Origin of the sequence: Hyphomonas sp. (assembly GCF_041398465.1) — a bacterium.
Lineage (GTDB): Bacteria > Pseudomonadota > Alphaproteobacteria > Caulobacterales > Hyphomonadaceae > Hyphomonas.
Map to the genome: position 1 here is coordinate 236,599 of NZ_JAWKUS010000001.1, position 25,666 is coordinate 262,264.

Here is a 25,666-nt window from a genome sequence, read left to right on the forward strand (position 1 = left end):
TTCAACTTGATCGTTTCAAATGAAACTTCCGTGTTGCACTGGCGAGAAGTGAAATACTTTCGCCAAAATAAACGGACCCGCCGAACGGGGACGTGTCCGGCGGGCCCTACAGGCCTTGATCCGCAGGCTGGGTGGGGGGACGCACGCGGAGGCCTGATTCTATATTTTGTATCGAATATTTTATTCGCAAGATCTGCGCATCAGTCCACTTATAAATTCCGTGAAAAACATGCAGTCCAAGTCATTCATATCGCGGTGTGGTTGTGGATTGCCATGAATTGCGTTCACGCTCCACCATCTTGTGCAGCACCGGCTGCGACTCTTTCTGCGTGGAGCCCCCCCTTACCCTGCGGATTGCCGTCAGAAGACAGGAGAATGGCGATCCAGCGCGTTGCATCGGATTGTGCAAACAGCACCATCATCAACACAGTCAGCGGTGCAGACAGGAACATGCCGGGGATACCCCAGATCACGCCCCAGACTGCCAGCGCAAGTAGCACCACCAACGACGACAGGTTGAGTGATTCCCCCATCATGCGTGGCTGGATGAAGTTCCCGATCGAGAATTGCCAGAAACTGACCGTCGCCAGAACGATTCCTGCATAGATGTACGTATCCTGCGGCGGCACGCCGGGCACCCAGGCGGGCATGCTGGGCTGCACCAGCGCGAACAACGGGGGCACCAAAGCCGCCACGATAGAGCCAACCGTGGGAATGTAGTTCAGCACGAAAATCAGCGCCGACAGGAACAATGCGTTCTTCACCCCGAGCGCCAATAGCGAGCCATAGGTCAGCACGGTTATCAGCGCCGAGATCACCGTCTGGGTCCACAGATAGCTCTCGATCCCCCGTCGGGCCTCGTCTCCCACATTACGCACCTGCTCGCGGGCTTCCGGATCAGGGAAGATATTGTCGAGCTTCAGCGTCCAGCCAGACTGGGCCAGGAATAGGAACGCCACATAGATCAGGATCAGAACGACATCGCCGGACAGATCACCGGTGGCGTTGGCGATGGTCGCAAAGAATCGCTGACCGGTCTCGTTGAACAGCAATTCCTGCAGCGTCGGCGCACCGGTCATGTGCACCACATCATAGGCATTCTGGATCAGCCCGTTGATCTTGGTTTCGTACTCGCCTGCATCGCGGCCGAACTCGGCAATGCCATTCGCCATCAGCCCGATGAAACCGATGAAGCCGCCCAATACGAGCAGGATCGCGATGATCCGGGCATGACCGATCTTCAGGAACCGGGTCCAGTTGTCGATCATCGTGGCGAAGCCTTCGATGGTCAGGAAGAGGAACACGGCCAGCGCGAACGGCGCGAGAATGGCACGGGTCCAGTACAGGAACGCGATGATCACGCCTGTCGCGATGACCCAGATCCCAGTCGTGGCGGCACGGCTCATGCCCGGCTCCCCCTTCTGCCTCCGGCAAGCGTGGCGCCAGCCCGGCTCCGCGTCAAGGCACGTGAACCCTGCCGTTACCTTTACACCCCGGCCCTTGCCGAATCCGCCGAATTCTCTAGCGTTCCCGCAGGAACGAAAGAGGCGGGGCAATCATGACAGACTCCATTTTCATTGGCGGCGCGGACGCAAACGGAACCGGTCATCCGGACGTCGCGCAGGAACTGCTGCTGAAGATCGCAAACCGCCACGGCCTCGTCGCCGGCGCGACCGGTACCGGCAAGACGGTGACGCTGCAGATCCTCGCCCAGGGCTTTTCGGATGCCGGCGTGCCGGTCTTCTGCGCCGACGTGAAGGGCGACCTCTCGGGCATCTGCGTTCCCGGCAGCGAGAAGCACCCGCTGCATCCGAAGCTCGTCTCCCGCGCCGAAAAGATCGGCCTTGCCGACTATTCCTATTCCGGCGCGCCGACCATTTTCTGGGACCTGTTCGGCGAGAAAGGCCACCCCGTTCGCACAACGATTGCCGAAATGGGGCCGCTGCTGCTGTCGCGCCTGATGGGCCTGACCGATGCGCAGGAAGGCGTGCTGAACATCGCTTTCGAATATGCCGACGACAACGGCCTTGCCCTGCTCGACCTCAAAGATCTGCGCAAGCTGCTCGCCCATATGGGCGACAAGGAAATCCGCGATGAGCTGAGCAAGGAATACGGCAACATCGCCTCGGCATCTCTGGGTGCCCTGCAACGCAACCTCCTGGTCATGGAACGCGAAGGGGCCGAACACTTCTTCGGCGAGCCGGCGCTGGAACTGCCGGACATGATGCGGACCACGACAGACGGCCGCGGGGTCGTCAGCGTGCTGGATTCCACCCGCCTCATCAACAGCCCGAAACTTTACTCGACCTTCCTGCTCTGGCTGCTGTCGGAACTGTTCGAGCAGCTTCCGGAAGTTGGCGACCCGGACAAGCCGAAACTCGTCTTCTTCTTTGACGAAGCCCACCTCCTCTTTGACGACACGCCGTCTGCCCTCCTCCAGAAGATCGAACAGGTCGTCCGCCTGATCCGCTCCAAGGGCGTCGGCGTTTTCTTCGTGACACAGAACCCGCGCGACCTGCCTGAGAGCGTGCTCGCCCAACTCGGCAACCGGTTCCAGCACGCCCTGCGTGCCTACACGCCGGCGGAGCGCAAAGGTGTCCGCGCAGCGTCCGATTCCTTCCGGCCCAACCCTGCCTTTGACACAGAAGAAGTGATCACCACGCTTGGTGTTGGCGAAGCATTGGTCTCAACGCTCGACGCCAAGGGCGCGCCGAGTATTGTTCAGCATACGATTGTTCGTCCGCCCGCATCCCGGCTCGGCCCCGCCGAAGACGCCGAGCGCAAGAAGATTATCAGCGAAAGCCCCGTCGCCGGAAAATATGAAGGCGTGGTGGATCGCGAGTCTGCTTACGAGATCCTCGAAGCCAAGGAAGCGAAAGCGACCAAGGAAGCCGAGCGCCTGGCCAAGGAGGAAGAAAAGGCCGCCAAGGAGCTGGAAAAGAAAAAGGCCCGCACAAAGAAGACCAGTTCCAGCCGGTCGCGCCGCATGTCACCCCTGCAGAAAGCCGGAAACCAGGCAGCCCGCTCTGCCGCACGCGAAGCCACCCGCTACATCCTGCGCGGCATTCTTGGCAGCATGAAGCGCCGCTAGGTCTGACGGTCAGTTCGGTCGCGAGTCCGGCTCGGCATCTTCCAGCATGCCGAGTTCGTCCTCATCATCATCCATGATCCCGGATGCATCGTCATCGGACGACTGGAAGACCTGTCCTTCTTCATAGGTTTCGCCGGAATAGGTTTCCATTTCCGCCGGGCTGTCATCGCCCAAGACCTCTTCCTCGGCGGCAGCAGCGGCAGCGGCCTTTTCAGCCGCCTTTTCAGCCTTGCGAGCGTCTTTTTCGGCCTGCTTTGCAGCCTTTTTCGCAGCCTTCTCCTCGGCTTTGCGGGCGGCTTCTTCCAGCTGTTCCGGTGTCTTGCGGCGCCCGAACGGCGCGTGGATGTCGGCTTTGCGGTCATACTGCATCGAATAATATTCGTGCGCGGTATGGGTCAGCGGTCGCGGCGTGAGGTGCAGGCCATAGGCGCGCAGGCGCTCGACGACTTCGTCGCGAAGGTACATGCCGGGCAGCGAGTTCTGGCTGAAATTGTGGCCCTTCATCCAGTCGCGCACATCCCAGGAACGGATGCGGCCCACTTCGGACGGCCGGGCGCCGCCATGCACTTCCCACATGTAGAGGGTCGCGATGCCATTGATCGTGGCATCCATCGCATCGTCCATCGGATCGACCGGATCACGTCCCTGGGCCAGCGAGGCGCGCAGCGCCATCTTGCGGGCTTCGAGTTCCTGATAGGTATTGCCGATGACGGCCAGTGCATTGCGGTTCGCGCGGATCATGGACGCGTTGACGCCGTCCAGCTGGGGATGGCGCACCGGCAGCAGGAGATCGGGTCCCGCTTCCTGAATGGCATGGACCTGGCCAAGCTCCGACACGAAGCGCTGGAGGTTGATCCTCAATTCATGGCTGACCCCGTCGAGGGCAGACACAATGCCGGCCTGATGCTCCTCGCGCATGCGCCAGAGATGCCAGGCAACCAGCAGCCCGGCAGCGATCATCAGAGAGACCCCGCCGGTAATGAACGTATAGAACTGCGACTCACTCATTCTGAGCTCCCCTCCGATCAGCCCGAAAACGCCAGCCCCGCGACTATTCAGGTTAATGGAGATGAAACCTTAGCCGCCCAGCGCACGTCCCGCAATCGCCTGCAACTTGTGGATCGTGTCCGGATCGCGCGCTGCCTCAGCCGTGATCAGGGCGTAGTCCAGACAGGTGTCGATTCCATCCGGACTCGGTGTACGATCTGTTCCGCTCAGAGTTTCCGCAAGCTTTACAACGGCCTTGCGGCCAAGAGCGCTGTTACGGGCCATGACTTCGAGCACATTCGTCACCGTGACGGCTTCTTCTTCCTCGCGCCAGCAATCATAATCCGTGACCATGCCCAGCACGGCATAAGGCAGCTCCGCCTCACGTGCGAGCTTGGCTTCCGGCATCGCGGTCATGCCGATCACGTCACAGCCCCACTGGCGGTACAGTTTCGATTCGGCGAGCGAAGAGAATTGCGGGCCTTCCATGGCGATATAAGTCCCGCCGCGGTGCACCTTCGCGCCGACCGCTTCGGCCGCATCCGCCGCCAGCGCGGAGAACCGGGAACAGACCGGACGAGCCATGGAGACGTGCGCGACCATGCCCTCGCCAAAGAACGTCTTGGCGCGGGCAAATGTGCGGTCGATGAACTGGTCGGCCGCCAGGAAATCGCCCGGCGCATAGGCCTCCTGAAGGCTGCCGCAGGCCGAAATGGCCAGCACATCCGTCACACCGGCCATTTTCAGCGCGGCAATGTTCGCCCTGTACGGCACTTCGCTGGGCGTCAGCCGGTGGCCCCGGCCATGGCGCGGCAGGAAGACCAGCTTCACATCGCCAATCCGGCCATGCACCAGCGCATCGGACGGTGCCCCCCAAGGCGTTTCGACGGTCTCTTCCCGGCGGTCTTCCAGACCGTCAATTTCGTAAAGTCCGGAACCGCCGATAATGCCGAAAGTCCAATTGCTCATGTATTCATCCTGAAATCTTTGCGCATGCCGATGGGCGGCGGGGAGCGCGGGTTGGGCGTGGTCAGTTCCACATCATCTGCCAGCACGTAACCAAGCCCGGCATAGAAGTCGACCAACCTCACCTGGTCGTGACGAACGGCGAGCTGCGCCCCCTCTGCGCCAGCGTCGTGGCCTGCCTGTTCGAGCGCCTTGAGGATGACCTCCCCAAAGCCGCGTTTGCGATAGGCTTCCAGCACGCCAATGCGCTTGATTTCCATCCATGCCCCCTGCCCTATGGGCCCGGGCACCGGCACCCAGCGGCCCGATCCGATGGGCACTCCATCGTCCAGCAGGATGGCGCCGCCACCCTTTTGCAGCTGTGCCGCGACGTAGTCCGGGGTTTCGGTGAAGACGGTCGATTCCTCGGACACCCGTCCGGTCCAGATCCGGCGCGTCAGCTGTTCGACAAGGACGCTATCGGCCGGTCCTGCGCTGCGGAGACTGATACCGGACATGCCGGTCGTCTCAGGCTCACTCACAGACAGCCCTGACAACCAATTTCGAATAATGGTCTTCGGTTCTCAGGAATTCCACGAAGCATTTCCCGTCTTCCGATGTGTGGATGTGGGCCCCGATCGGGAATAGTCCCTCCTGGCCATTTATAGTCATGGTATAGCCCTTCGTGGTCCGGTCGAGGTAGCTCATGCTCACGCGTTCGCCATTCCCCATCACGATGGTCTTGGTCTCCCTTGCAGGGATTGCCACGCCTTCGTCGGTAAGAAGCACACCGTCGACATTCGGCAATTCGAGCCCGGCCGCCTTCTCCGCGACCTTGCGGCTGATTTGATCCGCTCGCTTCAGGACATCTGCAGCCTCCCCGGCCGCGGACGGGTCAATGTCCTGCATTTTCTCAAGATTTTCAGCGATCCGGTCGAGCGAAGACGCCATGCCCGACAGGGATTTCGGAGACGTGTCACCTAATGCGAACAGAACACCCAACCCACCAACCAGCGCGCCACCGATTGCACCAGCGGCGTTTGCGATATTCAAGAATTTTCCATCTGCCATCATTCCCTCCACCTGAGGGCGCAGAAGATAAAAGCCAGTCAGACGCCGCCGCAACAAAAAAAGCCCCGGAAAATCCGGGGCTTTTCAAATTTGTGCCGGGTGAAACCGGACCTTAGTGGTCAATTTTCCGCCAGATCTGTTTGTAGGAGAACCACAGAAGGACCGCCAGGATCAGCAGATAGCCCATCACGGCGAGGCCCAGGGACTTGCGGTGTTCCTGCTTCGGCTCACCGGCCCATGCGAGGAACTGAGCGACGTCATACGCCATTTGCTCGATCGTCGCCTCAGTGCCGTCCGTGTACTCGACACGGCCTTCGATCAGCTGCGGTGGCATGGCCAGGAAGCCACCCTTCGGCGCGTGGCGCGGGTCGCCTTCATAGTTCGGCGTTGTGTCGCCGGCCATGTACGGGTTGTAGTACTGGCCTGCATTGATCTTCAGGAAGCCTTCGCCGTGCTCGCCGCCATGGCCGCCGACTTTCGACATATCGAGGAAGTTGGCCGTTTCGCCATCGACGTCCCGCTTTACGAACGCGTCGTCATGCGGATAGCCCGACAGCAGATGATAGACATAGCTGGCACCGCCATGACGGGCTTTGGTAATGACCGACAGGTCCGGCGGGGCCGCGCCGCCATTTGCTGCACGAGCCGCTTCCACGTTCGGATACGGGCTGCGGAACGTGTCAGCAGGTGTCGCCGGACGGAAGTCGAAATCGCCAACATCGTTCGGCGTCGGGCTGAGAATTTCGTTCTCTGCAGCCAGCGCTTTCACATACGGGTTGTCGTTCGGATTTGAGTAGGCCGGGTCGTAGAACGGGCCACCCGGCTCACCGAGATTGCGGTAGCTCATCAGCTTCATCGAGTGACACGACGAACAGATCTGGTGGTAGACCTGATAGCCGCGCTGCAGCGATGCCTGATCGAACTGGCCCGTCGGGCCTTCGAACGGCCAGCCGCCCTCGGGCGGGTGCGGGTGCTCGGCGCCGCCAGCAGCATGTGCTGCAGCGGTGAAGATGAGTCCGGCCAGGCCGGCAGTGAGGAGTCGAAGCGCTTTCATGGTTCCCCTGGCTCCCTATTCCGCCGGAATGGCGGTTGCCGTCGACGCCTTATGGCGTTTCAGGACCGACTTGTGGATGGATTCCGGAACTTCCTTTGGCTTCTCGGTCAGACCGACCAAGAACAGGATCGCGAAGTAACCGAAGTAGCAGAAGGTCAGGATCAGCGAGAGGTGCCGGAACTGGAAGGTCGGCGCCGGCACAGCCGACAGCGACGGGTTCGAGTCGGCCGGAAGCGTTTCCATGAAGCTCTTCGCGTCATGATAGGCTTCGGCTCCGCCCTTGTACTCGCTGGTCACTTCCACATCGTTCTCGGTGTAGCTGACAACCAGTTTCGGCTCGCCCTGCAGCGCCTTGATGACAGCGTCATCCGGGTTTGCAGCGCCGCACCAGCCGAGCAGCACGCAGGTCGCGACAAAGCCGAAGAAGAACTGCTTGGCCACCGGGCGGTAGCGCATGGACTTCACTTTCGACGTGTCGAGCCACGGCAGGATGAACAGCACGGCGATGGCTGCGAACATGAAGATCACGCCCAGCAGCTTGGCCGGGATCGGGCCGAGATCGAAGGTAATGGCACGCAGGATCGCGTAGAACGGCAGCAGGTACCATTCCGGCACGATGTGCGACGGCGTCACCAGCGGGTTGGCCTCGACATAGTTGTCGGCATGGCCCAGCACGTTCGGTGCGTAGAAGACGAACACGGCAAACATGATCAGGAAGATCACGATCGCGAAAGCGTCCTTCACCGTGTAGTACGGGTGGAACGGAACGGTTTCCTTCTCGACATCCTGAACTTCAACACCCGTCGGGTTGTTGTTGCCCGGCACATGAAGTGCCCAGACGTGCAGGATGACGACGGCAGCGATCATGAACGGCAGCAAGTAGTGCAGCGAGAAGAAGCGTTGCAGCGTCTGGTTACCGATCGACGGACCGCCCATCAGCCAGGTCTGGATGCTTTCACCGATCAGCGGGATGGCGCCGAACAGGCCGGTGATCACGTTCGAACCGTGATACGACATCTGACCCCATGGCAGCATGTAGCCAAGGAAGGCAGTCGCCATCATCAGAAGATAGATCACGCAGCCCAGGATCCAGAGGACTTCGCGCGGCGCCTTGTATGAGCCGTAGTAAAGCCCCCGGAACATATGAATGTAGACCGCGAGGAAGAACATCGAAGCGCCGTTGGCGTGGATGTAACGAAGCAGCCAGCCATAAGGCACGTCGCGCATGATGCGCTCAACCGAAGCAAAGGCGCCGTCGACGCTGGCTTCGTAGTGCATGGCCAGAATGACACCCGTGATGATCTGGGTGGCAAGGCAGACGGCCAGGATGCCGCCGAAGGTCCACCAGTAATTCAGGTTCTTCGGGGTCGGAAAATTGATTGCCGTGTCTTGTGCAAAACGCACGATCGGCAGGCGAGTATCCAGCCAGCGGGTAAACGCGTTGGTTGGAGTGTAAGAAGATTCGTGTCCGCTCATGGGCTACCGTCCTTACAGCGAGATGTTGACCACGGTGTCCGAAACATAGCGGTAGTTCGGAACCGGAAGATTGCGGGGCGCCGGGCCTTTGCGGATGCGGCCGGACGTATCGTAGTGCGAACCGTGGCACGGGCAGTACCAGCCGCCGAAGTCGCCGGTGTTACCCTGGGCCGGGCCAACCGGGACGCAGCCGAGGTGCGTACAGGATCCTGAAGTGATCAGGATTGCACGGTTCAGCTCGCCGTTCTGCATCGGGTGCAGGCGGTCGTCATCGGTCTGCGGGTCGCGCAGCGATGAGACGTTCACCGCCTCGGCCGCCGAAATCTCGGCCGGCGTACGGTGGCGAATGAAGAATGGCTTGCCCCCGATGAGCACGCGAATTTCGCTGCCCAGCGGGACTTTGGAGATATCGACGTCCAGGGCCGATGCGGCCTTGGTATCGGCTGCCGGGTTCCACTGGTCGACAGCGACCCAGGCGAACATGGCAGCACCGCCGAAAGCTGCCGCTCCCGTCGCGATGTGAATGAAATTGCGGCGGTCCTCGTCAACAGCACCGCCGTGCTCAAGTGATGTCTGATCGGTCACGCTTTTCCCGTCCTCAACAGGCAGAGTTCTGGCCCCTAATTACAGAACCCCGCCCTCTCGCACATTGCGGCAAGTGGGCGCGGGGCCAGCCCCCTGAGATACACTGAAAAAGGGCGTTATCCTGACTTGAGCCCTGTGACAACAGGGGGCTTGCAAGCTGTGCAGCTTACGCCACAAAACATTCCCCATGACGAAGACCGACCTCGACACCCAAAAACAGCGCGCGCGGGACTGGTTCCGTGCCCTCCAGGAAGACATCTGCGATCGCTTCGAAGCCATCGAACAGGCCGCCGAACCGCCCTTGTACCGGGGCGATCCGGGCAAATTCGAGCTGACGGAATGGAAGCGCGGCGACGGCAGCGAAGATCTTGGCGGCGGGCGAATGGGTCTTATGCGCGGCAAGGTGTTCGAAAAGGTCGGCGTCCATTTTTCAGAGGTTTACGGCACTTTTTCCGAGGGCTTCGCTGCACAAATCCCCGGCGCAGATCAGTCGGACGGGCGGTTCTGGGCGTCGGGAATCTCGCTCATCGCCCATCCACGTAACCCGCATGTGCCCGCCGCGCACATGAATACGCGGATGCTGGTGACCAGCCAGAGCTGGTTCGGGGGCGGCGGAGACCTCAATCCCCTGCTCGCCTATCAACGTGATCAGGCATTTGAGGATTCTGTGGAATTCCACGCCGCCATGAAAGCGGCCTGCGACATTCACCCCGGCGCGGACTACGCGCAAATGAAGGAAACCTGCGACACTTACTTCCACCTGGCCCACCGGGACGAGCCCCGCGGGACCGGCGGCATTTTCTACGACCGCTTCAATTCCGGTGACTGGGACGCTGACTTCGTCTTTACCCAGGAGGTCGGCAAGCAGTTCGCAGACGTCTATCCGAAACTTGTGCGCAAGCATTTCCAACATGGCTGGAGCGAAGCTGAGCGCGAGGAACAGCTGATTCAGCGCGGACGATATGTGGAATTCAATCTGCTCTACGACCGCGGGACGACCTTCGGCCTGAAAACAGGTGGCAATGTTACGAGCATTCTCTCGTCGATGCCGCCTGTGGTGAAATGGCCCTGATCGGCCTGTAATTCCGGCACTTTCGCCCGTTCTTCAGTCAACCTGTCCATCTGACCACGACGGGATTCCCGCGCTTGGGGTACGCCGCAGACGGTTGCGCGATTTTCCGGTATATTCACAAGCCTGATGGTGGACGACAGCCGGGCCCCTCCCTGGGGTGCCAGCCTGGTGCTGGTGCTGGCGACGGCTATGGCCGGCGCGATGGGAGGAATTGTCACCCGATCCGGCAAGGAACCCTGGTATTCCACGCTGGAGAAATCATTCCTCACCCCACCGGACTGGATGTTCGGAATCGTCTGGCCGGGTCTCTTCTCCCTGATGACACTGAGCGCCCTGCTTGTGCTCTGGCGCGCCGGGAGTTCCAGCATCGCAAGCCGCGCGCTCGGCATTTATTTCGCCATGCTCATGGTGAACGTCGGCTGGAGCCTGTTCTTCTTCGGCCTGAAACAGATCCCGCTGTCGCTGGGCGTGCTGATCGCGCTCTGGCTGCTGATCCTGGCCATGATGGGCGAGTTTGCGCGCATTTCGAAGCCTGCCGCCTGGCTGCAACTGCCTTACCTGACCTGGGTGACCTTCGCCGGCTATCTGAACCTCTACATCTGGTCGGCTAATCCGGCGGGGTAAGTTCGGCGAGCAAGTCTTCCCGCGAAAGCGTGAAGCCAGACGCGATCCAGGTGTTCTCTACGCGGGCCAGCGCCTTGCCGATCGCCGGGCCGGATAGCCCCGCTGCCAGCGCATCGGCCCCGCCAACCGGCAGCTCAGGCCGCGACCATCGCCCCGCTGCCGCCAGAACCGGTTTCAGGCTATCGCCTGCCCCGGTTGACGCTTCGATGAGCGCCCGGTCGCAAACCACTTCCGGACCAAACCGATAAAACGCTTCGGCCAGCTCTGCCGGGCTCAAGGTTTCAACATGCCCCAGCGCCGGGTCAGCCCAGGCCGCCATCCGGTCCTGTTCGGCATTCGACAAGCGCAAAACCTGACCTACCTCGCGAATCTCCCGAAGCCGGCGCGGCAACAGGGCCATGAGCCGCTGCATTGGATCAGGCGAGAGACCCGCCGCCCGCTCCACGGCGACAAGCGCAGGCAGCACACCGGCAGATGCGACAGGCAGGACCGCATCGAGGACGTCGCTCTCTTCCATGGCCAGCATTGCATCGGACGGGTCCGGCGCTTCCAGCAGGCGCTTCAGCTCTTTCCAGATACGTTCGCGCGCGATCTTTGCGAGACCGTCTTTCTGGCGCGTACAGGCCGCGAGGCCTTCGGCATCCACTTCGGCGCCGTACCAGGCATTGAAGCGGAAGAAACGCAGGATGCGCAGATAATCTTCCCTCAGGCGCTGGTCCCCATCACCGATGAAAATCACCCGTCCGGCCAGTGCATCTTCGATACTGCCCGGGACAACTTCATGCAGGGCTCCGTCCGGCCCGGCATAGATGGCATTCAGGCGAAAATCCCGCCGCTGTGCATCTTCTGCCCAGTCTTCTGTGAAAGCGACCACTGCGCGGCGGCCATCCGTTTCCACATCCCGGCGCAGGCTGGTGATCTCGAACGGCTCGCCATCAATGATAGCGGTCACGGTACCATGCTCGATCCCCGTCGGCAGAGAGCGGATGCCCGCCGCCTTCATGGCTTTCATCACGTCTTCGGGCAGGATTTGTGTCGCGATGTCTATGTCGTCCGCCGGAATGCCGCGCAGCGTGTTGCGCACGCAGCCGCCGACGAATCGCGAGCCACCGGGACGGGCCGCTTCGAGCGCCGTCATCACGGCTTGTGTGCCGGGAGCAGTCAACCAGTTCGCTTCGATCCGGTCAGGCACTTGGTCAGTCTGGGCCATCTTCGGTGACACCCGTCCCATCGGTGGGCAGTTCAATCGACCCGCCCGGGTCTTCGCTACCAGCCCGGCCCGCGTCTTTCAGGTCATGGGCGCAGGGATAAAACTCCCCCGGCACCAGCTTGCCATCCACGTAACGGGTCGGCTTCTGGCACATTTCGGGTTCCCGCTTTTCCAGGAAGGTCATGGCAAAAAAGCCGACGACCGCGAGGCCCAATCCGATCAGGAACAGCATGTTGACCGGCCATTGGCGCCGCCCCTCATGCTCGGCTGTCGTCGTGGCCAGCACGTAGAGCCCGAACACCAAGAACGGGATCGAGAAGAAAAAGAGTTCGAAGAGTATCCGTCCGGCCAATGTTCCGGTTCCTCACTTGTGATGTTTCTCAGGATAGGCAGATGCCGAAACCAGCGAAACCCTAAACAGACAAAGCCTTACGCTTCGTAGAGTGTTTCATAGAGCCGCTGGATTATCCCCGCCGTGACGCCCCAGATGCGATACCCATTGTGCGGCATCTCATAGTAGCGGCGCGGTTTGCCTTTGTAGAACGCCTCCCCCATCCGGTGATTGCGGGCATCCATCAGGAAATCGAGCGGGGTTTCGAACACGTCCGCCACCTCGGTCGGGTCCGGCACCGGCTGGAAATCTGCCGGTAACAGACCCACGACCGGCGTAATCCGGTAGCGTGTACCGGTCACATAAGGCGCCGCCTTGCCGAGGATCTGGACATCGTCCGGGACGACACCGACTTCCTCTTCCGATTCCCGCAACGCGGCGGCGACCTCGTCGAGATCAATCGGATCCACCTTACCGCCCGGAAACGCCACCTGCCCCGCATGGTCGGCCATTGTGGTCGGCCTCACGGTTAGCAATGCCGTCGCACCGGTTGCCCGGGGAATCACCCCAACCAGCACAGCGGCCGGACGTATGATCGCCACTTCTTCCGGCGACAGGAAATCCATGTCGCCCGTCTCGCCCAGCCGGCCATTCCCGACCGGCGGGTCGAGCCGCGATTCGACGCGCGCAATGAAATCATCAAGGCCTTGCCAGGACATCCTCGTCGTCCTCAGGCAGCCGGGCCAATGGGAAAGAAGCTCCCCTGGCTCCAGACACCCAGAATGTCCGGGTCATCCGGCGAAGGTTCGGCCATTTCGACAAGTTCGTAGAAGGCGGCGCGGGTCAGTTTTGCCTCCAGCCGCCCGCGCACCAGCACATACGGCGCCGGCTCGCCGGTCTCCGGATCGGTCTCGACGCGGATCGGTGCTTCCGGCCCGGCGAGCGTGATGTCGTCCAGATTGGTCAGGAAGGCCAGCGTCTGGTCCCTGCCCGGCTCGCCTACGCGGTCGACCCTTACGCCCAGAAATGGGGCATCCTCGACCTTGACGATCACTTTTTCGTAGGGCGTCACCAGCCAGGTCTGCCCGTCTTCATCCTTGCGCAGGATACGGGAGAACAGCTTCACGAGCCGTTCACGGTTAATGCGCGATCCGTCATGCCACCAGCCGCCGTCAGCGCGAATCTCCATGCCAATGTCGGCGCTGTGCTCAGGGTTCCAAAGATGCACAGGCGGCAGCTTTCCATCCAGCTTGCCCTCAGGCAGGATGTCTTTCAGCGTTTCTTCAAGGCTGATTGTGGTTGTCGAACTGGATGTCACACCTTCCTCCGCCTTGAAGAGGCCTTACAAATAGGTCTGATTGCAAATGACGCAAACCCGGAGACGCTTTTAGAATATGGCTGATACTGATGTGACCGCCGAGGCGATTGTCGCCGATGCCGAGGCTGCCGCCGAAACCCTGCAGCAGGTGAAAGCCGAAATCGCCAAGGCCGTCTTCGGCCAGGAGCGCGTGGTCGAGCTGTCGCTGGCCGCCGTACTGGCGGGTGGCCATGCCCTGTTGATCGGTGCGCCGGGCCTGGCCAAGACCCGCCTTGTCGAAGCCATGGGCACTGCGCTTGGCCTGTCCAACCAGCGCATCCAGTTCACACCGGACCTGATGCCTTCGGATATCCTGGGTTCTGAAGTTCTGGACGAGAGCGCCAGCGGCCAGCGGACGTTCCGCTTCCTGCGCGGCCCGATCTTCACCCAGCTCCTGATGGCGGACGAGATCAACCGTGCTTCCCCGCGGACTCAGTCTGCTCTTCTGCAGGCCATGCAGGAGCGTCATGTGACTGTGGCAGGTGTACGCCATGACTTGCCCGGACCATTCCATGTGCTCGCGACGCAGAACCCGATCGAGCAGGAAGGCACCTATCCGCTTCCCGAAGCCCAGCTCGACCGCTTCCTTCTGAAGGTCGACGTGAACTATCCGGACCTCGACACCGAGCGCCGCATCCTGATCGAGACGACCGGCGGCGCCGACCAGACTGTGCGCCCGGCCCTCGATGCCGAGCGGCTGATGGCCTTGCAGGCGCTCGTGCGGAAGATGCCGGTGGGCGAGAAGATCGTCGCGGCCATTCTTTCCTTGGTGCGCGAGGCCCGGCCGGAGCAGACCTCCGACCCGCACGTCAAACGCCTCGTCGACTGGGGCCCTTCCCCGCGTGCCGGACAGGCGCTGATGCTGGCCGCCCGTTCCCGCGCCCTGCTCCGTGGCCGGTTCGCGCCAAGCCTTGAAGATGTCGAAGCGCTGGCAGAGCCCTGCCTCGGCCACCGCATGGCCATGCGCTACGACCCGACCGGCGACGCCCCAAGCCTCGGCGAATTGATCAACGACCTCGCGCGGAAGGTGGCGTAGCGCAGCCCGATGACTCCTGCTGCCGACCTTCGTGCCGAAGCCGAAGCCCTTGCCCGCCAGCTGCCCGGCCTGAACTTCAAGGCTGAGGCGAGCGAGGCGGCGCATATCGGCTCGGCCGGGCGCCGGCGCGCAGGCACAGGCGAGCATTTCTGGCAGTACCGGCGTTATGCGCAGGAAGACGCGGCCGACCGGGTCGACTGGCGCCGCTCGGCCAAGGGCCACGAACTCTTCGTGCGCGAGACGGAACTCGAAACCGCCCGCACGGTTCTTTTCTGGTGTGACGATAATCCAGGCTTCCGCTGGAAAGCCGAAGGCGAGCTGCGCACCAAGGCGGAGGAAGCTACGCTTCTGATGCTGGCTCTCGCCATTATGCTCTCGAAGGATGGCGAGCGGATCGGCGCCCTTGGCGGCGGACGTGGCGCGAGTTTCGGCAAGCGCGCAGTCGACCGCCTCTCCGAAGAACTGGCCCGCGGGACGGGCGGCAAGTTCCCCTCCCCGCCACGTTCCTCTGCCACGCTGATCGTGGCATCCGATTTCTACGATCCCATTCCGGAATGGCGCGCCCGCCTTGCGCCACTGGCAGGCAAATGTCCCGAAGGCATCCTGCTGGCCGTCTCTTCCCCCATCGAAGTCGACTTCCCCTTCGAAGGCCGCGTGAAGCTGCACCGGCCGGGATCTGCGCTATCTCGTATATTCGGGCGGGCTGAATCGATCCGTGAGGAATATCATCACCGCTTCGCAGCCCAGCGTGATGCCCTCAGTGAGCTGACAAACCGGATGGGATGGCGCTTCGTCTCCCACGTTTCAGGCCAGCCCGCACTTCAGAGCGCGGCCCGCCTTAAGGCCCAGCTTGAAAGCTTCGGGGCGAAGCTATGACCGCTTTCGGCCCCTTCCTGTTCGGCGCACCCTGGGCACTGGCTGCGCTGATCGCCCTGCCGGTGATCTGGTGGATCCTGCGCGCCACACCGCCAGCCCCGAAAGAGATCGAGCTACCGTCGCTGCGTATCCTTGAAGGTATGGAGCCGAAGGAGGAAACTCCGGCCCGCACGCCCTGGTGGGTCTGGCTGATCCGCACACTGGCGGTGATTGCAGCAATCATCGGTCTGTCCCAGCCGGTCTACGCCCCAGGTGGCAAGACAGAGTCCGTGGACGGATCCGGCCCGCTCCTGATCGTGATCGACAATGGCTGGCCCTCTGCCTCGCGCTGGAGCGAACTGGTCAATGCTGCGACCGCCACGCTGGACACCGGCAGCCGGGACATGCCGGTTCACCTGTTGCTGACAGCACCGCAGCAGCTGAACAATGATCCGTCGGAAACGCTCAGCACCACCGACGCTTCCAAGCGGATCTCTTCCCTGAGGCCGCAAGCATGGAATACCGATCGCGCGGACGCGATTACCCGCCTCGACGAATCCGGTTTGAAACCGGGCCGTATCTTCTGGGCGAGCGACGGATTGGAGAATTCGGGCGGCCGTGCCTTCGCCACCAATCTTTCCGCCCGTGCTCCGCTGACCGTTTTCGCGGCGCCGCCCCATGCTCCGGCTGCCATCACCCGGCTGAATTCCGAAACGGACTCCGTTTCGGTCACGCTTCGCCGTGTCGAAACTCGCGGAGAAGAACGCGCCTACGTTTCCGCACTGACGCTCGATGGTTCTGCGCTTGCGACATCCGAGGCGACTTTCGTTGACGGTGAGATTGAAGCGAGCGCCGACTTTACCATCCCCGCCGCGGCGCTCGCCCGTATCGCTCGTTTTACGGTGACCGGACGGCAGGGTGCGGGCACAGTGTGGCTGTGGGATTCCTCCGACCGGTCCCGCCGGGTCGGCCTGGTCGATACAGGTGCCGTCGCCCAACCCCTGCTTTCGGACATGCACTATGTACGGAAGGCGCTGGAGCCGTTCGCGTCCATCACCGAAGGATCCGTCGAAACTCTCGTCGCGGAATCGCCGGACGCGATTATTCTCACCGATGTGGGGCAGATCCTGCCCGAAGATGAAAAGCGCCTGTCGGACTGGGTGGAAAATGGTGGTGCGCTGATCCGCTTCGCCGGGCCGCGCCTTGCTGCGCAGGGGGATGACCTTCTTCCCGTTCCGCTACGCCGCGCCTCCCGCGCACTTGGCGGAGCCCTCGCGTGGGACGAGCCGCAGGCGCTCGCTCCGTTCGCGGAGTCCTCTCCCTTTGATGGCCTGAGCCTGCCGCCTGACGTACGCATCACCCAGCAAGTGCTGGCGCGGCCGGGGCCTGAATTGTCCAGCCACACCTGGGCCCGGCTTGCGGATGGGTCACCGCTCGTCACCGCGGATGCACGCGGCGCTGGAACCATCATCCTGTTCCACATCACCGCCGGTCCGGATTGGGCGAACCTCGCTTATTCCGATCTCTTCCCCCAGATGCTGCGCCGCTGCATCGCTGCGGGCCGGGGCGAGTCCGTGAATGACGAAGAAGGCGCCTACACACCGAAACTGGTTTTAGACGGGTACGGACGGCTTCAGGCACCCGGCCCCGCGGCCGCACCCCTCAAAGCGGCAGACTTCATCACGCTGGAGCCCTCCGAAGCGCATCCGCCGGGGCTCTACCAGGGCCCGGCCGGTACGCGCGCGCTGAACGCCGCACGCAATGCGAAGCCAGCCCTGATCGACGCCTGGCCTCCTGCAGCTCGGCTGCTGGGTGATGCCGAGGCACGAGCCTTGCGCCTCGCCGGTCCCATGCTGACCTTAGCCGCCATCCTGCTGGCTCTCGACCTGTTCATCGCGCTGCTCGTTGCCGGGCGCTTGCCTCGTCCTGGTCGCAAGACCGGCATCGCGGCGGCGGTCTTTCTGACAGGCTTCTTCCTGATACCGGCGCCGGATGCCGCCGCGCAGGAATATCAGTATCAGCTGATGCAGGACGGCACTTACCGCCGGGTCGCGATCGGCCCAAAAGTTGTTCCCCTTCCTCAAGGCAAGGCACCCCAATCGGACGTCGACGCCGCCTTGCGGATGCGGTTCGGCTATGTGAAGACGCCCGACATCGCACTGAACGAGCGGGCCCGCGCGGGCCTGTTCGGACTGGCGACGACGCTGTTCAACCGTACCTCGGTCGAACCCGACCAGCCTGATGAACTGGATCTTGAAACCAGCCCACTGGAGCTTTACCCGCTTATCTATTTTGCTGTGCCGCAAGGCGCCGGCCCCTTGTCGGAAAAAGCCATTGCAAGGTTGAACGCCTATCTGCGTTCCGGCGGCGCACTGGTGATCGATACGCGGGATGGTGACACACCGGGCTCGACCGAAATCTCTCGTCTTGAAACCCTGCTTGAGGGCCTCGACGCTCCCCCTCTCCAACCGGTCCCAAGCAATCATGTTCTGATGCGGTCATTCTATCTGCTGTCGGACTTCCCCGGACGATACGCAGACCGCCAGCTCTGGATAGAACAAGCTGGCTCGGCATCCGCCCCACGTGGGGATGGTGTCTCCGGCCTCTTCATCGGGGATGCCGACTGGATCTCTGCCTGGGCCATCGATGAACGTGGACGTGACCTTTATTCCGTGGACGGCGGTGAGGACCAACGTGAGATGGCGCGCCGCTTCGGCGTAAATCTCGTCATGTACATCCTGACCGGCAGCTACAAGGACGACCAGGTTCACCTGCCCGCGCTGCTTGAACGCCTTGGTGAAGGGAGCGGCGACAGGGGCAGCTTCGGCCCGAGTGCCAGCCCGCCCAACAACAACCGGGAAAGAGACGTGCAGCAATTCCTGCCGAACGGGATGCCTCATGATTGAAGCCGTGCGCATCGGGTTCGATCCCTTCCTCGGTTGGCCGGCACTTTGGGCGGTTGCCTGCGTAGCTGTGCTCGCATGGCTGGCTTACATCGTGCTGCGTGGTCGCGCCTGGCTGACCCGCGGGCTGGGCCTCACGCTGCTGGCAGCGGCGCTGTCCAATCCAAGCCTGGTGCATGAAGAGCGCGAACCCCTACCCTCTGTCGCAGCCGTGGTGCTGGACCGGTCTGAAAGCATGGACATCGGCGACCGTGCGGCAGCTGCCCGCAAGGCCTATGACCAGGTTCAGGCGAAACTTGCTGAAGACCCAAGCCTGGAAGTCCGTGTGCTTGAAAGCGATCCAAACGATGACGGCACGCATCTCTACAGCGCACTCGAAGGCCTGATGGCCGATGTGCCGCGTGATCGGATCGCGGGTGCGATCCTGATTACCGATGGCCAGTTGCACGATGTGCCCGGAAAACCGGATGCGGAAGGCGTCATCGGACCGGTCCACGGTCTGATCGTAGGCGATCCTGACCGTGGGGATCGCCGGGTGGAACTGGTCGAAGCGCCAAGTTTCGGCATCGTCGGCGAAACCGCTGACCTGATTGTCCGGGTCGATGATCCGGACGGCGGAGACATAGATCTCGACGTGTCAGTCAATGGCGGCATTCCAGAACGTGTCCGGGTAAAAGCCGGGGAAGCCACCCCGCTGCCAATCAAGATCGAGCGGCGCGGCGAGAACATTGTCGTTGTTGAAGCTCCGCCCGGCCGGCAGGAGCTGACCATGGCGAACAACCGGACCGCGGCAAGCCTCGCGGGCGTACGCGACCGCCTTCGTGTGCTGCTGGTAACCGGTAAGCCCAATCAGGCAGGCCGCACCTGGCGGGATCTTCTGAAATCCGACCCGTCCGTCGATCTCGTCCACTTCACCATCCTGCGCCCGCCCTACAAGAGCGACAATGCCACCGAAGACGAACTGGCGCTGATTGCCTTCCCGACCGAGGAATTGTTCGAAGCGAAGCTCACAGAATTCGACCTCATCATATTCGACCAGTACGAACGCCGGGGCGTCATCACGCAGACCTATCTCGCCAACATGGCGCGTTATGTCACTGAAGGCGGCGCATTGCTGATCGCGGCGGGCGAGGATTTCGCCGGTCCGGCTAGTCTCGCACGTTCCCCACTCGCCTCCGTATTGCCAGCCGTACCGACAGGCGTGGTCAGAACCGGGGAATTCGTTCCGGAGCTGACGAACGCCGGAAAGCGCCATGCCGTCACAGCACCGCTGGAAGGCCGGCAATGGGGCAGCTGGATGCGCTATATCGAGTCCACCGCCGAGACCGGCGACACAGTGCTCGCGGCGCCGGACGGCAAGCCGCTCCTCGTACTGGACCGTGTCGGCAAAGGCCGGGTCGGCATGCTGATGTCTGACCAGATCTGGTTATGGGCACGCGGCTATGATGGCGGTGGACCTTTCGCCGAGACAATTCGTAGAGTGGTCCACTGGCTGATGAAGGAACCGGAACTCGAAGAGCGCCGCCTGAAGCTTACCGCCGAAGGTGATACAGCCCATGTCGAACTGCGCAGCCTGATGGACACAGCCCCACCGCTTCAGATCGAGACACCGGAAGGCGAAACCATCGAACCCGGCTGGACAGAAACAGGGCCAGGAATCTTTACCGCCGAAGCGCCGATCGACCAGTTGGGGCTCTACCGGGCCCGCGCCGGTGGCCTGGAAACCGTCGCCCTGAACGGCCCTGCCAATCCCAAGGAATACGCCGATCTTCAGTCCACAATCAAAGTCCTGCAACCGCTGGCTCGTGCTACCGGCGGCGGTGTCTTTCGACTGAACGCAGACGACACAGGCTTGCCGGACATCCGCCGCTCCGGCGCGCGGGGCACGTCCGCCGGCGGTAATTGGCTGGGCCTGCGCGAACGCGGCGCCTATGCCGTCCGCTCCTCATCCAGCCAGGCCCTGCTCCCGGGCATCGCGGCAGCCGCCCTGCTGGTTATCTTCCTGCTTCTGGCCTGGCGCCGGGAGGGGCGCTGACATTACTTTAAATGGGGATGCATGATGAGACTATCGAGAACGATCCTTCTGGCATTTTCCGCCGTCAGTTTCAGCTTGCTCGCGACCGCTGAGCCCTCGAATTGCCCGGATGGGGCGGCGACTCAGATGTACCAAGTTGCTGCCGCTGCCGGGCAAACCAGTGAAGCTGCCCAGCTCAGCGTCGCCTATTCCCAGGCAAAACAACTCACTCAGCTTTGTACAAATGATGCGTTTGTCCAGTTCTTCGCCGCTCACACATTTGCGCAGGTCGCCTCTCGCATTCAGGATCCGCCGAGCCGGTTACAATCTCTCACAGACGCCACTCGTGCCTTGTACCGCTATGAAGCTCTCGACCTGGCGTCGGTTGGCGGACCGGTCTTCCAATCTGGCCTGACTTATGAAAATGGCACCGAAGCCGTGGTAGATACTGAGATCAGTGCCAAGCAACTGCTCTGGGACATCATCGTGCCGCAAGTCGTGGACCTGGAAGCACGAGGACAATTCCACGAATTCGTATCTGTGGGCGGCAGGGCAAAGGATGCTCCCTGCCCCTATACCGCCAAAGGTCACGCAGAGGCCGAAGCCGCCGGATACTATGACGCGTTCGAGACGATCGCATATTATTTTCAGGTCAATGGCGGCGCCCCTAATTCGCGTGGCGCGATCGAACGACTCGACTGGCTACGCAAGGCTTGTCCGGATGCGAACGAAGCCGTTACGCTCGAACTCGGCCGTCTGGGCACGCAGGTTGCTGGCTGGCACGAAATGCTGAACGATGGTCCGGCGGCCAAGAAGGCCGCTGCTGAAGCAATTGGCTGGCTGAATGAATACAAAGCCATGGTCGATGAAAACGATCCGTCCAACACCGCTCTTGCCCACGCAAACCTGCTTCTAACGAGAATGCGGGCTTTGACAGCCGAGTGACTATCGTTCTGGCCTATGCCGCTTCCGGATTAACCGGCATGCGCGCTTCCGGAGGAGTTGCTCCCTCCAATTTCGGTTTCGGCATCAGGAACAAGGCAAAAAAGACGATTGCGAACCAGATGGCAACCACATGGAAGCAATCGCGAAAAGCAAGCACCTGCGCCTCGGCTGAGACCTGCCGCCCAATCGCGCCAAATGCATTCTGGAAGGCCGGTAGGACAGCCATGCCGGAGCGCTCCAGTTCCTGCGCATAGATGGCATGCTGGTAGAGCATTTCGGCATTCGCCTCATTCATCGCGACCGACAGGTGATCGCCATGAAAGATCAGCCGGCGCTGCAACAGGATTGCCAGAAGATTCACCCCGAACGCACCGCCAACCTGCATCAGGAAAGAGACGCCCCCCGTTGCCGAAGCCAGCAAATGTGGTGGGGACGCACGCACGGCCGTCGTGTTTGCCGGAGGCATGCAGAAGCTGATTCCGACACGTGAGAGGAATATCCAGCCAACCAGAACCCAGTAAGGCGTCAGTGAAGTTACTCCGCCCAGCAGGTATGCCGCAGTCGCAAAGCTGATGATACCGAACGCCAGCAGGAAGCGCGCATCGACCTTGTCGGTCAGGCGTCCGGCGATAGGAAAACCGACCACCATGGCGAGTCCTGCCGGAATCATCATCACCCCCGCTGCGGTCGGCGAATAGTGCTGCACCATTTGAACGAAAAGCGGGATCAGATAGGTGGAGGCGTAGATGGCAATCCCGGTCGCTGAAATGATTATGCCGGCGGACCAGAATTGCCTGTACATGAAAATGGCCGGATTCAATGCCGGGAATGGATGGCGTCGCTCCCACAGAATGAAACTGACGCCTCCGATCAGGCCGATGGCAAATTTCAGATAGGTAATATCGGAATCCCAGCCATCACGGTTCGCACCCGCAAAGGCCGACAGGAGACTGACAACAGCGATCGTCAGCAAGCCGAGCCCCTGCCAGTCGAGCGGCGGACGGGTCCGCACATTCTGGTCCTCTCCTGTCGGCATCAGGAAGGGGGCGACACTGAGTGCCACAATAGCCAGCGGCAAAGTGGCTACGAAGACCAGCCGCCAGCTGGCGAGGTCAACCGCAATGCCGCCAAGGGCCGGGCCGAATGCGGGTGCCAATACGACACCGATGGAAAAGATGCCCATGGCCGTGCCGCGTTGGTTGTCCGGGAACGTCTGGAAGATCAGAAACATCGACATCGGCTGAAGCAGGCCAGCTGATATGCCCTGCAAGGCACGGGACAGGATCAGCATTTCCAGCGTGGTCGAGACCGCTCCCAGCAAAGAGCCGACGATGAACAGGCACATGCCGGCGACATAGGTCGCCCGCGGTCCATAAGTGTGCATGGCCCAGGCATTGGCCAGCATGGCAATCGTGGAAGAGGCCAGGAATGCGGTGGACATCCACTGCGCCTGATCCTGTCCGAGACCGAAGGCGCCAATAATCGCCGGCAGAGCAACATTGACCGTTGTCGCTGCCAGCATCGTGGCGAGCGACCCGGTCAGCATCGCGCCGAGCAGCATCCAGCGATATTGTGGGCCGAACTGGGCAAAGCGCCGCCGGACGGCAGATCCGGCCATGGCCGGAATGTCATCCGCCGGAACATTCCCGGTTGAGGCGGCGACCGTGCTCACGCCGGATCTTTAGCGGCCTGTTTGCGGATGCGGACCGTCACCATCGTTCCGGGTCTCAGGCGCAAACCAGGATCATCCAGATCGATCCGCACCGTGATGCGCTGAGTGATCTTTGTGAACACACCATTGGCGTTGGGATTCGGCATGAGCGCGGACTCGGCCAGTGTGGCGTTGTGGATCCGCGTGACATGGCCCGAGATTTTCGTACCTGGATGGCTGTCCGCCTTCACCCGCACTTCGGCGCCGGTTTCGATCTTGCGGATGTCGGTTTCCTTGATGTTCGCCGACACCCAGACCGCATCCGGATCGTGCATGAGCGCGACGCGGAATCCACGCAGCGAATGCTCGCCGGTATCGTAGAACAATTCGTCGATCACGCCGTCGATTGGCGCCCGGATCGTATGTTGCTCTACCACGACCCGCTGGGCATCGACGCGTGCTTCAGCCTGTTGCAGGGATGCACGCAGCACGCCGAGGTCCAGTTCTATCAGACGTACCTCTTCGCCCTGAATGGAGGCCGTTCTCTGCTCCGCGCGGGCGCTGTCCCGATCCGCTTCAGCCCGCAGCAGACCCTGACGTGCGGTGTCGAGCGCATTGCGCGACTGATCCAGCGCGCTCTGCGGTACCAGGCCCCGGTCAAACAGGCCTTGTGTGCGGTCGAAATCACGCTGGGCGGTTTCGAGATTGGATCTTGCCGCTTCCACGGATGCGGAAGCCGACTGCGTCCCGGCACGGCGGGCGGCAACTTCGCTGCCGGCCTTTGACGAAGCGAGTCCTATCCGGGCCTCTTCCCGCGCAATTTCAGCCCTGAGCCGGTTTGCTTCGGCTTCGTATTCGGCCAGCGTGTAGGATGCTTCCCGGTCGTCGATCGTGTACAGGACATCACCCGCCTTCACCGTGTCGCCCGCAGACACGCGCTGGGATGTGATCTTGCCAGAAATGTCAGTCGAAACGGCAATCATGTCCGCCGCGATCCGCGCATCAGAGGTTGAGACGAAAGCGGCACGGTCCGCCATGAAGCGAAAAAGCGCCAGCAAAATCAAAAGGATAATACCAGCAATGAGTCCCAACCTGACTCGCGGATTGCGCAGGTGCGCGGTCAGCGGTGTTCGCGCGTGCTGGATCGTTTCGACGTCCGGGGTGACTTGTGTGTTGCCGTCCATGCCTCTCACCAGTGCCTTGCGGCCCGGTCCGCTTCTCTCCCTCGCGGCTCTGTTGGACGGCTTTCAATGCCATCTCTGTATTCCGCGTTACACTTATGAACGTGACATGCCGCTAAGGCAATCAAGCCCTCTTCTTGCGCCGGCCCTGTCCGGTCTGATTAGCTACCGGAAAGATCAGAACCACCGGGAGACCCTGCCATGCCTTTCGACCATCCACTGCCCCCCTTGCCCACGCAGCCTGAAGGCGTCGCGTGGCCGACAAAGGCCTGGCCGGAAGGCACCCCGGCGCACGGGACAGATACTGCAAGACTGAACAGCCTGCTGGAACGCGCCTTCGCAGACCCGGCGCCCGACACCATGGGCGAGACACATGCCTTCCTTGCCGTGCAGGGGGGTAAGGTGGTCGCGGAGCGTTACTGGCGCGACTTCACCCCCGGCACCACGTTTCCTTCCTGGTCCGAGGCGAAATCCATCACACAGGCGTTGGTTGGCATTCTCGTGCGCGATGGCCGGATAAACATTCACGCCCCGGCAGACGTGCCGGAATGGCAGTCGGCGGACGACCCTCGCCGCGAAATAACACTGGATATGCTTCTACGCATGTCGAGTGGCCTGAAATTCGTCGAAGATTATGTGCCGGGCTCTGTTTCCGATGTGATCGAAATGTTGTTCGGCGGAGGACAAGAGGACGTCGCCGCCTATGCAGCAAACCAGCCTCTGGAACATGAGCCGGATACATTCTGGAGCTACTCAAGCGGCACCTCCAACATCGTTGCGCGTTGCGCCGCCCGCACCCTCGGCATGGCGGGAGAGGATTTCCGCGACTTCATGTTCCGTGAACTGTTCAGCCCGATCGGTATGCGCTCCCCTCTTCCGAAATTCGACAAGGCGGGCACATTCATCGGCTCGTCCTTCTGCTATTGCACCGCTCGGGATTTTGCCCGGTTCGGCCTGCTTTACCTGCGCGATGGTGTGTGGGACGGCACCCGGATCCTGCCGGAGGGCTGGGCGGACTATGCCCGCACGCCCACACCGGCCGTGCCGGAAATCGAAACACTCGGCTACGGTGCCCATTGGTGGCTGGGCATGGCCGGGCCCGGCAGCTTTTCCTGCAATGGTTATGAAGGCCAGTATACGGTTCTGGTTCCCGAGAAAGACCTTATCCTCGTCAGACACGGAAAATCGCCACTGGAAGCCAAGGAAGAGGTACAGGCCTGGATCGCCGACGTGGCGGACTGTTTCTGAGACCTCTTCCACCTTTAGGGCAAACCAGCT

General features: G+C 61.8%; 23 protein-coding genes. 9 read left to right on the forward strand and 14 right to left on the reverse strand.

Annotated elements, in window-relative coordinates; all coding sequences use genetic code 11:
- Window positions 1-284 precede the first annotated feature (284 nt).
- Window positions 285-1,406, reverse strand: coding sequence for an AI-2E family transporter (locus R3C98_RS01120; RefSeq protein WP_371312273.1), 1,122 nt, complete (start codon window positions 1,404-1,406; stop codon window positions 285-287).
- A gap of 152 nt (window positions 1,407-1,558) precedes the next feature.
- Between R3C98_RS01120 and R3C98_RS01125 the strand changes: the two genes are divergently transcribed.
- Window positions 1,559-3,091 carry a helicase HerA-like domain-containing protein gene (locus tag R3C98_RS01125; protein WP_371312274.1) on the forward strand — a complete coding sequence of 511 codons (1,533 nt, stop codon included), beginning with the start codon at window positions 1,559-1,561 and terminating at the stop codon, window positions 3,089-3,091.
- A gap of 9 nt (window positions 3,092-3,100) precedes the next feature.
- Here R3C98_RS01125 and R3C98_RS01130 read toward each other — a convergent pair whose 3' ends face one another.
- From R3C98_RS01130 to petA, 7 genes are all read right to left on the reverse strand, one after another.
- The gene (locus R3C98_RS01130; protein ID WP_371312276.1) at window positions 3,101-4,099 is read right to left on the reverse strand and encodes a hypothetical protein; all 999 of its coding nucleotides are present in this window, start codon (window positions 4,097-4,099) and stop codon (window positions 3,101-3,103) included.
- Between the two features lie 69 nt (window positions 4,100-4,168).
- Window positions 4,169-5,047: an S-methyl-5'-thioadenosine phosphorylase gene (locus R3C98_RS01135; RefSeq protein WP_371312277.1), complete on the reverse strand. Its 879-nt coding sequence runs from the start codon at window positions 5,045-5,047 to the stop codon at window positions 4,169-4,171.
- Window positions 5,044-5,541: a GNAT family N-acetyltransferase gene (locus R3C98_RS01140; protein WP_371312278.1), complete on the reverse strand. Its 498-nt coding sequence runs from the start codon at window positions 5,539-5,541 to the stop codon at window positions 5,044-5,046. The genes R3C98_RS01135 and R3C98_RS01140 overlap by 4 nt, the downstream gene beginning before the upstream one ends.
- 16 nt (window positions 5,542-5,557) lie before the next feature.
- Window positions 5,558-6,076 carry a hypothetical protein gene (locus R3C98_RS01145; RefSeq protein ID WP_371312279.1) on the reverse strand — a complete coding sequence of 173 codons (519 nt, stop codon included), beginning with the start codon at window positions 6,074-6,076 and terminating at the stop codon, window positions 5,558-5,560.
- 130 nt (window positions 6,077-6,206) lie between these two features.
- Complete coding sequence (locus R3C98_RS01150) at window positions 6,207-7,148, reverse strand: cytochrome c1 (protein WP_371312280.1); 942 nt, start codon at window positions 7,146-7,148, stop codon at window positions 6,207-6,209.
- A gap of 15 nt (window positions 7,149-7,163) precedes the next feature.
- Window positions 7,164-8,624 carry a cytochrome bc complex cytochrome b subunit gene (locus R3C98_RS01155; RefSeq protein ID WP_371312281.1) on the reverse strand — a complete coding sequence of 487 codons (1,461 nt, stop codon included), beginning with the start codon at window positions 8,622-8,624 and terminating at the stop codon, window positions 7,164-7,166.
- Between the two features lie 12 nt (window positions 8,625-8,636).
- Entirely contained in the window at window positions 8,637-9,209 is a 573-nt protein-coding gene (gene petA, locus R3C98_RS01160; protein WP_371312282.1) for a ubiquinol-cytochrome c reductase iron-sulfur subunit, read from the reverse strand.
- Between the two features lie 187 nt (window positions 9,210-9,396).
- On the opposite strand from petA, the gene hemF reads away from it, so the two are divergent.
- Window positions 9,397-10,281, forward strand: coding sequence for an oxygen-dependent coproporphyrinogen oxidase (gene hemF, locus R3C98_RS01165; protein ID WP_371312283.1), 885 nt, complete (start codon window positions 9,397-9,399; stop codon window positions 10,279-10,281).
- Window positions 10,282-10,407: 126 nt separating this feature from the next.
- On the forward strand, window positions 10,408-10,905 hold the full coding sequence (locus tag R3C98_RS01170; RefSeq protein ID WP_371312284.1) for a TspO/MBR family protein: 498 nt from the start codon (window positions 10,408-10,410) through the stop codon (window positions 10,903-10,905).
- Here R3C98_RS01170 and R3C98_RS01175 read toward each other — a convergent pair.
- The 4 genes from R3C98_RS01175 to R3C98_RS01190 all read right to left on the reverse strand — a co-directional run bounded on the left by R3C98_RS01175 (window position 10,889) and on the right by R3C98_RS01190 (window position 13,764).
- Window positions 10,889-12,115: a CCA tRNA nucleotidyltransferase gene (locus R3C98_RS01175; protein ID WP_371312285.1), complete on the reverse strand. Its 1,227-nt coding sequence runs from the start codon at window positions 12,113-12,115 to the stop codon at window positions 10,889-10,891. The genes R3C98_RS01170 and R3C98_RS01175 overlap by 17 nt on opposite strands.
- Entirely contained in the window at window positions 12,102-12,467 is a 366-nt protein-coding gene (locus R3C98_RS01180) for a DUF6111 family protein (RefSeq protein ID WP_371312287.1), read from the reverse strand. Before R3C98_RS01180 ends, R3C98_RS01175 begins: the two co-directional genes overlap by 14 nt.
- A 77-nt stretch (window positions 12,468-12,544) precedes the next feature.
- Complete coding sequence (locus R3C98_RS01185) at window positions 12,545-13,165, reverse strand: CoA pyrophosphatase (RefSeq protein WP_371312288.1); 621 nt, start codon at window positions 13,163-13,165, stop codon at window positions 12,545-12,547.
- A gap of 11 nt (window positions 13,166-13,176) precedes the next feature.
- Window positions 13,177-13,764: a DUF1285 domain-containing protein gene (locus R3C98_RS01190; protein WP_371312289.1), complete on the reverse strand. Its 588-nt coding sequence runs from the start codon at window positions 13,762-13,764 to the stop codon at window positions 13,177-13,179.
- 76 nt (window positions 13,765-13,840) lie between these two features.
- Between R3C98_RS01190 and R3C98_RS01195 the strand changes: the two genes are divergently transcribed.
- The 5 genes from R3C98_RS01195 to R3C98_RS01215 all read left to right on the forward strand — a co-directional run bounded on the left by R3C98_RS01195 (window position 13,841) and on the right by R3C98_RS01215 (window position 21,556).
- A complete protein-coding gene (locus R3C98_RS01195) occupies window positions 13,841-14,839 on the forward strand; it encodes an AAA family ATPase (protein ID WP_371312290.1) in 999 nt (332 codons plus the stop codon).
- Between the two features lie 9 nt (window positions 14,840-14,848).
- On the forward strand, window positions 14,849-15,715 hold the full coding sequence (locus tag R3C98_RS01200; protein WP_371312291.1) for a DUF58 domain-containing protein: 867 nt from the start codon (window positions 14,849-14,851) through the stop codon (window positions 15,713-15,715).
- On the forward strand, window positions 15,712-18,600 hold the full coding sequence (locus R3C98_RS01205) for a DUF4159 domain-containing protein (RefSeq protein WP_371312292.1): 2,889 nt from the start codon (window positions 15,712-15,714) through the stop codon (window positions 18,598-18,600). The genes R3C98_RS01200 and R3C98_RS01205 overlap by 4 nt, the downstream gene beginning before the upstream one ends.
- Window positions 18,593-20,632, forward strand: coding sequence for a glutamine amidotransferase (locus R3C98_RS01210; RefSeq protein WP_371312293.1), 2,040 nt, complete (start codon window positions 18,593-18,595; stop codon window positions 20,630-20,632). The genes R3C98_RS01205 and R3C98_RS01210 overlap by 8 nt, the downstream gene beginning before the upstream one ends.
- Window positions 20,633-20,758: 126 nt before the next feature.
- Entirely contained in the window at window positions 20,759-21,556 is a 798-nt protein-coding gene (locus R3C98_RS01215) for a hypothetical protein (RefSeq protein WP_371312294.1), read from the forward strand.
- A 13-nt stretch (window positions 21,557-21,569) separates the two neighbouring features.
- Here the strand turns inward: R3C98_RS01215 and R3C98_RS01220 are convergent, their stop codons facing one another.
- Together R3C98_RS01220 and R3C98_RS01225 are read right to left on the reverse strand one after the other, a co-directional pair.
- On the reverse strand, window positions 21,570-23,228 hold the full coding sequence (locus R3C98_RS01220; protein WP_371312295.1) for a DHA2 family efflux MFS transporter permease subunit: 1,659 nt from the start codon (window positions 23,226-23,228) through the stop codon (window positions 21,570-21,572).
- Window positions 23,225-24,391, reverse strand: coding sequence for an HlyD family secretion protein (locus R3C98_RS01225; RefSeq protein ID WP_371312296.1), 1,167 nt, complete (start codon window positions 24,389-24,391; stop codon window positions 23,225-23,227). The genes R3C98_RS01220 and R3C98_RS01225 overlap by 4 nt, the downstream gene beginning before the upstream one ends.
- Before the next feature lie 198 nt (window positions 24,392-24,589).
- Between R3C98_RS01225 and R3C98_RS01230 the strand changes: the two genes are divergently transcribed.
- Window positions 24,590-25,636, forward strand: a complete 1,047-nt coding sequence (locus tag R3C98_RS01230) for a serine hydrolase domain-containing protein (protein ID WP_371312297.1) — start codon at window positions 24,590-24,592, stop codon at window positions 25,634-25,636.
- Window positions 25,637-25,666: the final 30 nt, after the last annotated feature.

Excerpts from the sequence above, each read along its gene's own strand:
- R3C98_RS01120 (WP_371312273.1), bottom strand. The coding sequence starts at position 1,406 with ATGAGCCGTGCCGCCACGACTGGGATCTGGGTCATCGCGACAGGCGTG.
- R3C98_RS01125 (WP_371312274.1), top strand. The coding sequence starts at position 1,559 with ATGACAGACTCCATTTTCATTGGCGGCGCGGACGCAAACGGAACCGGT.
- R3C98_RS01130 (WP_371312276.1), bottom strand. The coding sequence starts at position 4,099 with ATGAGTGAGTCGCAGTTCTATACGTTCATTACCGGCGGGGTCTCTCTG.
- R3C98_RS01135 (WP_371312277.1), bottom strand. The coding sequence starts at position 5,047 with ATGAGCAATTGGACTTTCGGCATTATCGGCGGTTCCGGACTTTACGAA.
- R3C98_RS01140 (WP_371312278.1), bottom strand. The coding sequence starts at position 5,541 with ATGTCCGGTATCAGTCTCCGCAGCGCAGGACCGGCCGATAGCGTCCTT.
- R3C98_RS01150 (WP_371312280.1), bottom strand. The coding sequence starts at position 7,148 with ATGAAAGCGCTTCGACTCCTCACTGCCGGCCTGGCCGGACTCATCTTC.
- R3C98_RS01155 (WP_371312281.1), bottom strand. The coding sequence starts at position 8,624 with ATGAGCGGACACGAATCTTCTTACACTCCAACCAACGCGTTTACCCGC.
- hemF (WP_371312283.1), top strand. The coding sequence starts at position 9,397 with ATGACGAAGACCGACCTCGACACCCAAAAACAGCGCGCGCGGGACTGG.
- R3C98_RS01170 (WP_371312284.1), top strand. The coding sequence starts at position 10,408 with ATGGTGGACGACAGCCGGGCCCCTCCCTGGGGTGCCAGCCTGGTGCTG.
- R3C98_RS01175 (WP_371312285.1), bottom strand. The coding sequence starts at position 12,115 with ATGGCCCAGACTGACCAAGTGCCTGACCGGATCGAAGCGAACTGGTTG.
- R3C98_RS01185 (WP_371312288.1), bottom strand. The coding sequence starts at position 13,165 with ATGTCCTGGCAAGGCCTTGATGATTTCATTGCGCGCGTCGAATCGCGG.
- R3C98_RS01195 (WP_371312290.1), top strand. The coding sequence starts at position 13,841 with ATGGCTGATACTGATGTGACCGCCGAGGCGATTGTCGCCGATGCCGAG.
- R3C98_RS01200 (WP_371312291.1), top strand. The coding sequence starts at position 14,849 with ATGACTCCTGCTGCCGACCTTCGTGCCGAAGCCGAAGCCCTTGCCCGC.
- R3C98_RS01205 (WP_371312292.1), top strand. The coding sequence starts at position 15,712 with ATGACCGCTTTCGGCCCCTTCCTGTTCGGCGCACCCTGGGCACTGGCT.
- R3C98_RS01210 (WP_371312293.1), top strand. The coding sequence starts at position 18,593 with ATGATTGAAGCCGTGCGCATCGGGTTCGATCCCTTCCTCGGTTGGCCG.
- R3C98_RS01215 (WP_371312294.1), top strand. The coding sequence starts at position 20,759 with ATGTACCAAGTTGCTGCCGCTGCCGGGCAAACCAGTGAAGCTGCCCAG.
- R3C98_RS01225 (WP_371312296.1), bottom strand. The coding sequence starts at position 24,391 with ATGGACGGCAACACACAAGTCACCCCGGACGTCGAAACGATCCAGCAC.
- R3C98_RS01230 (WP_371312297.1), top strand. The coding sequence starts at position 24,590 with ATGCCTTTCGACCATCCACTGCCCCCCTTGCCCACGCAGCCTGAAGGC.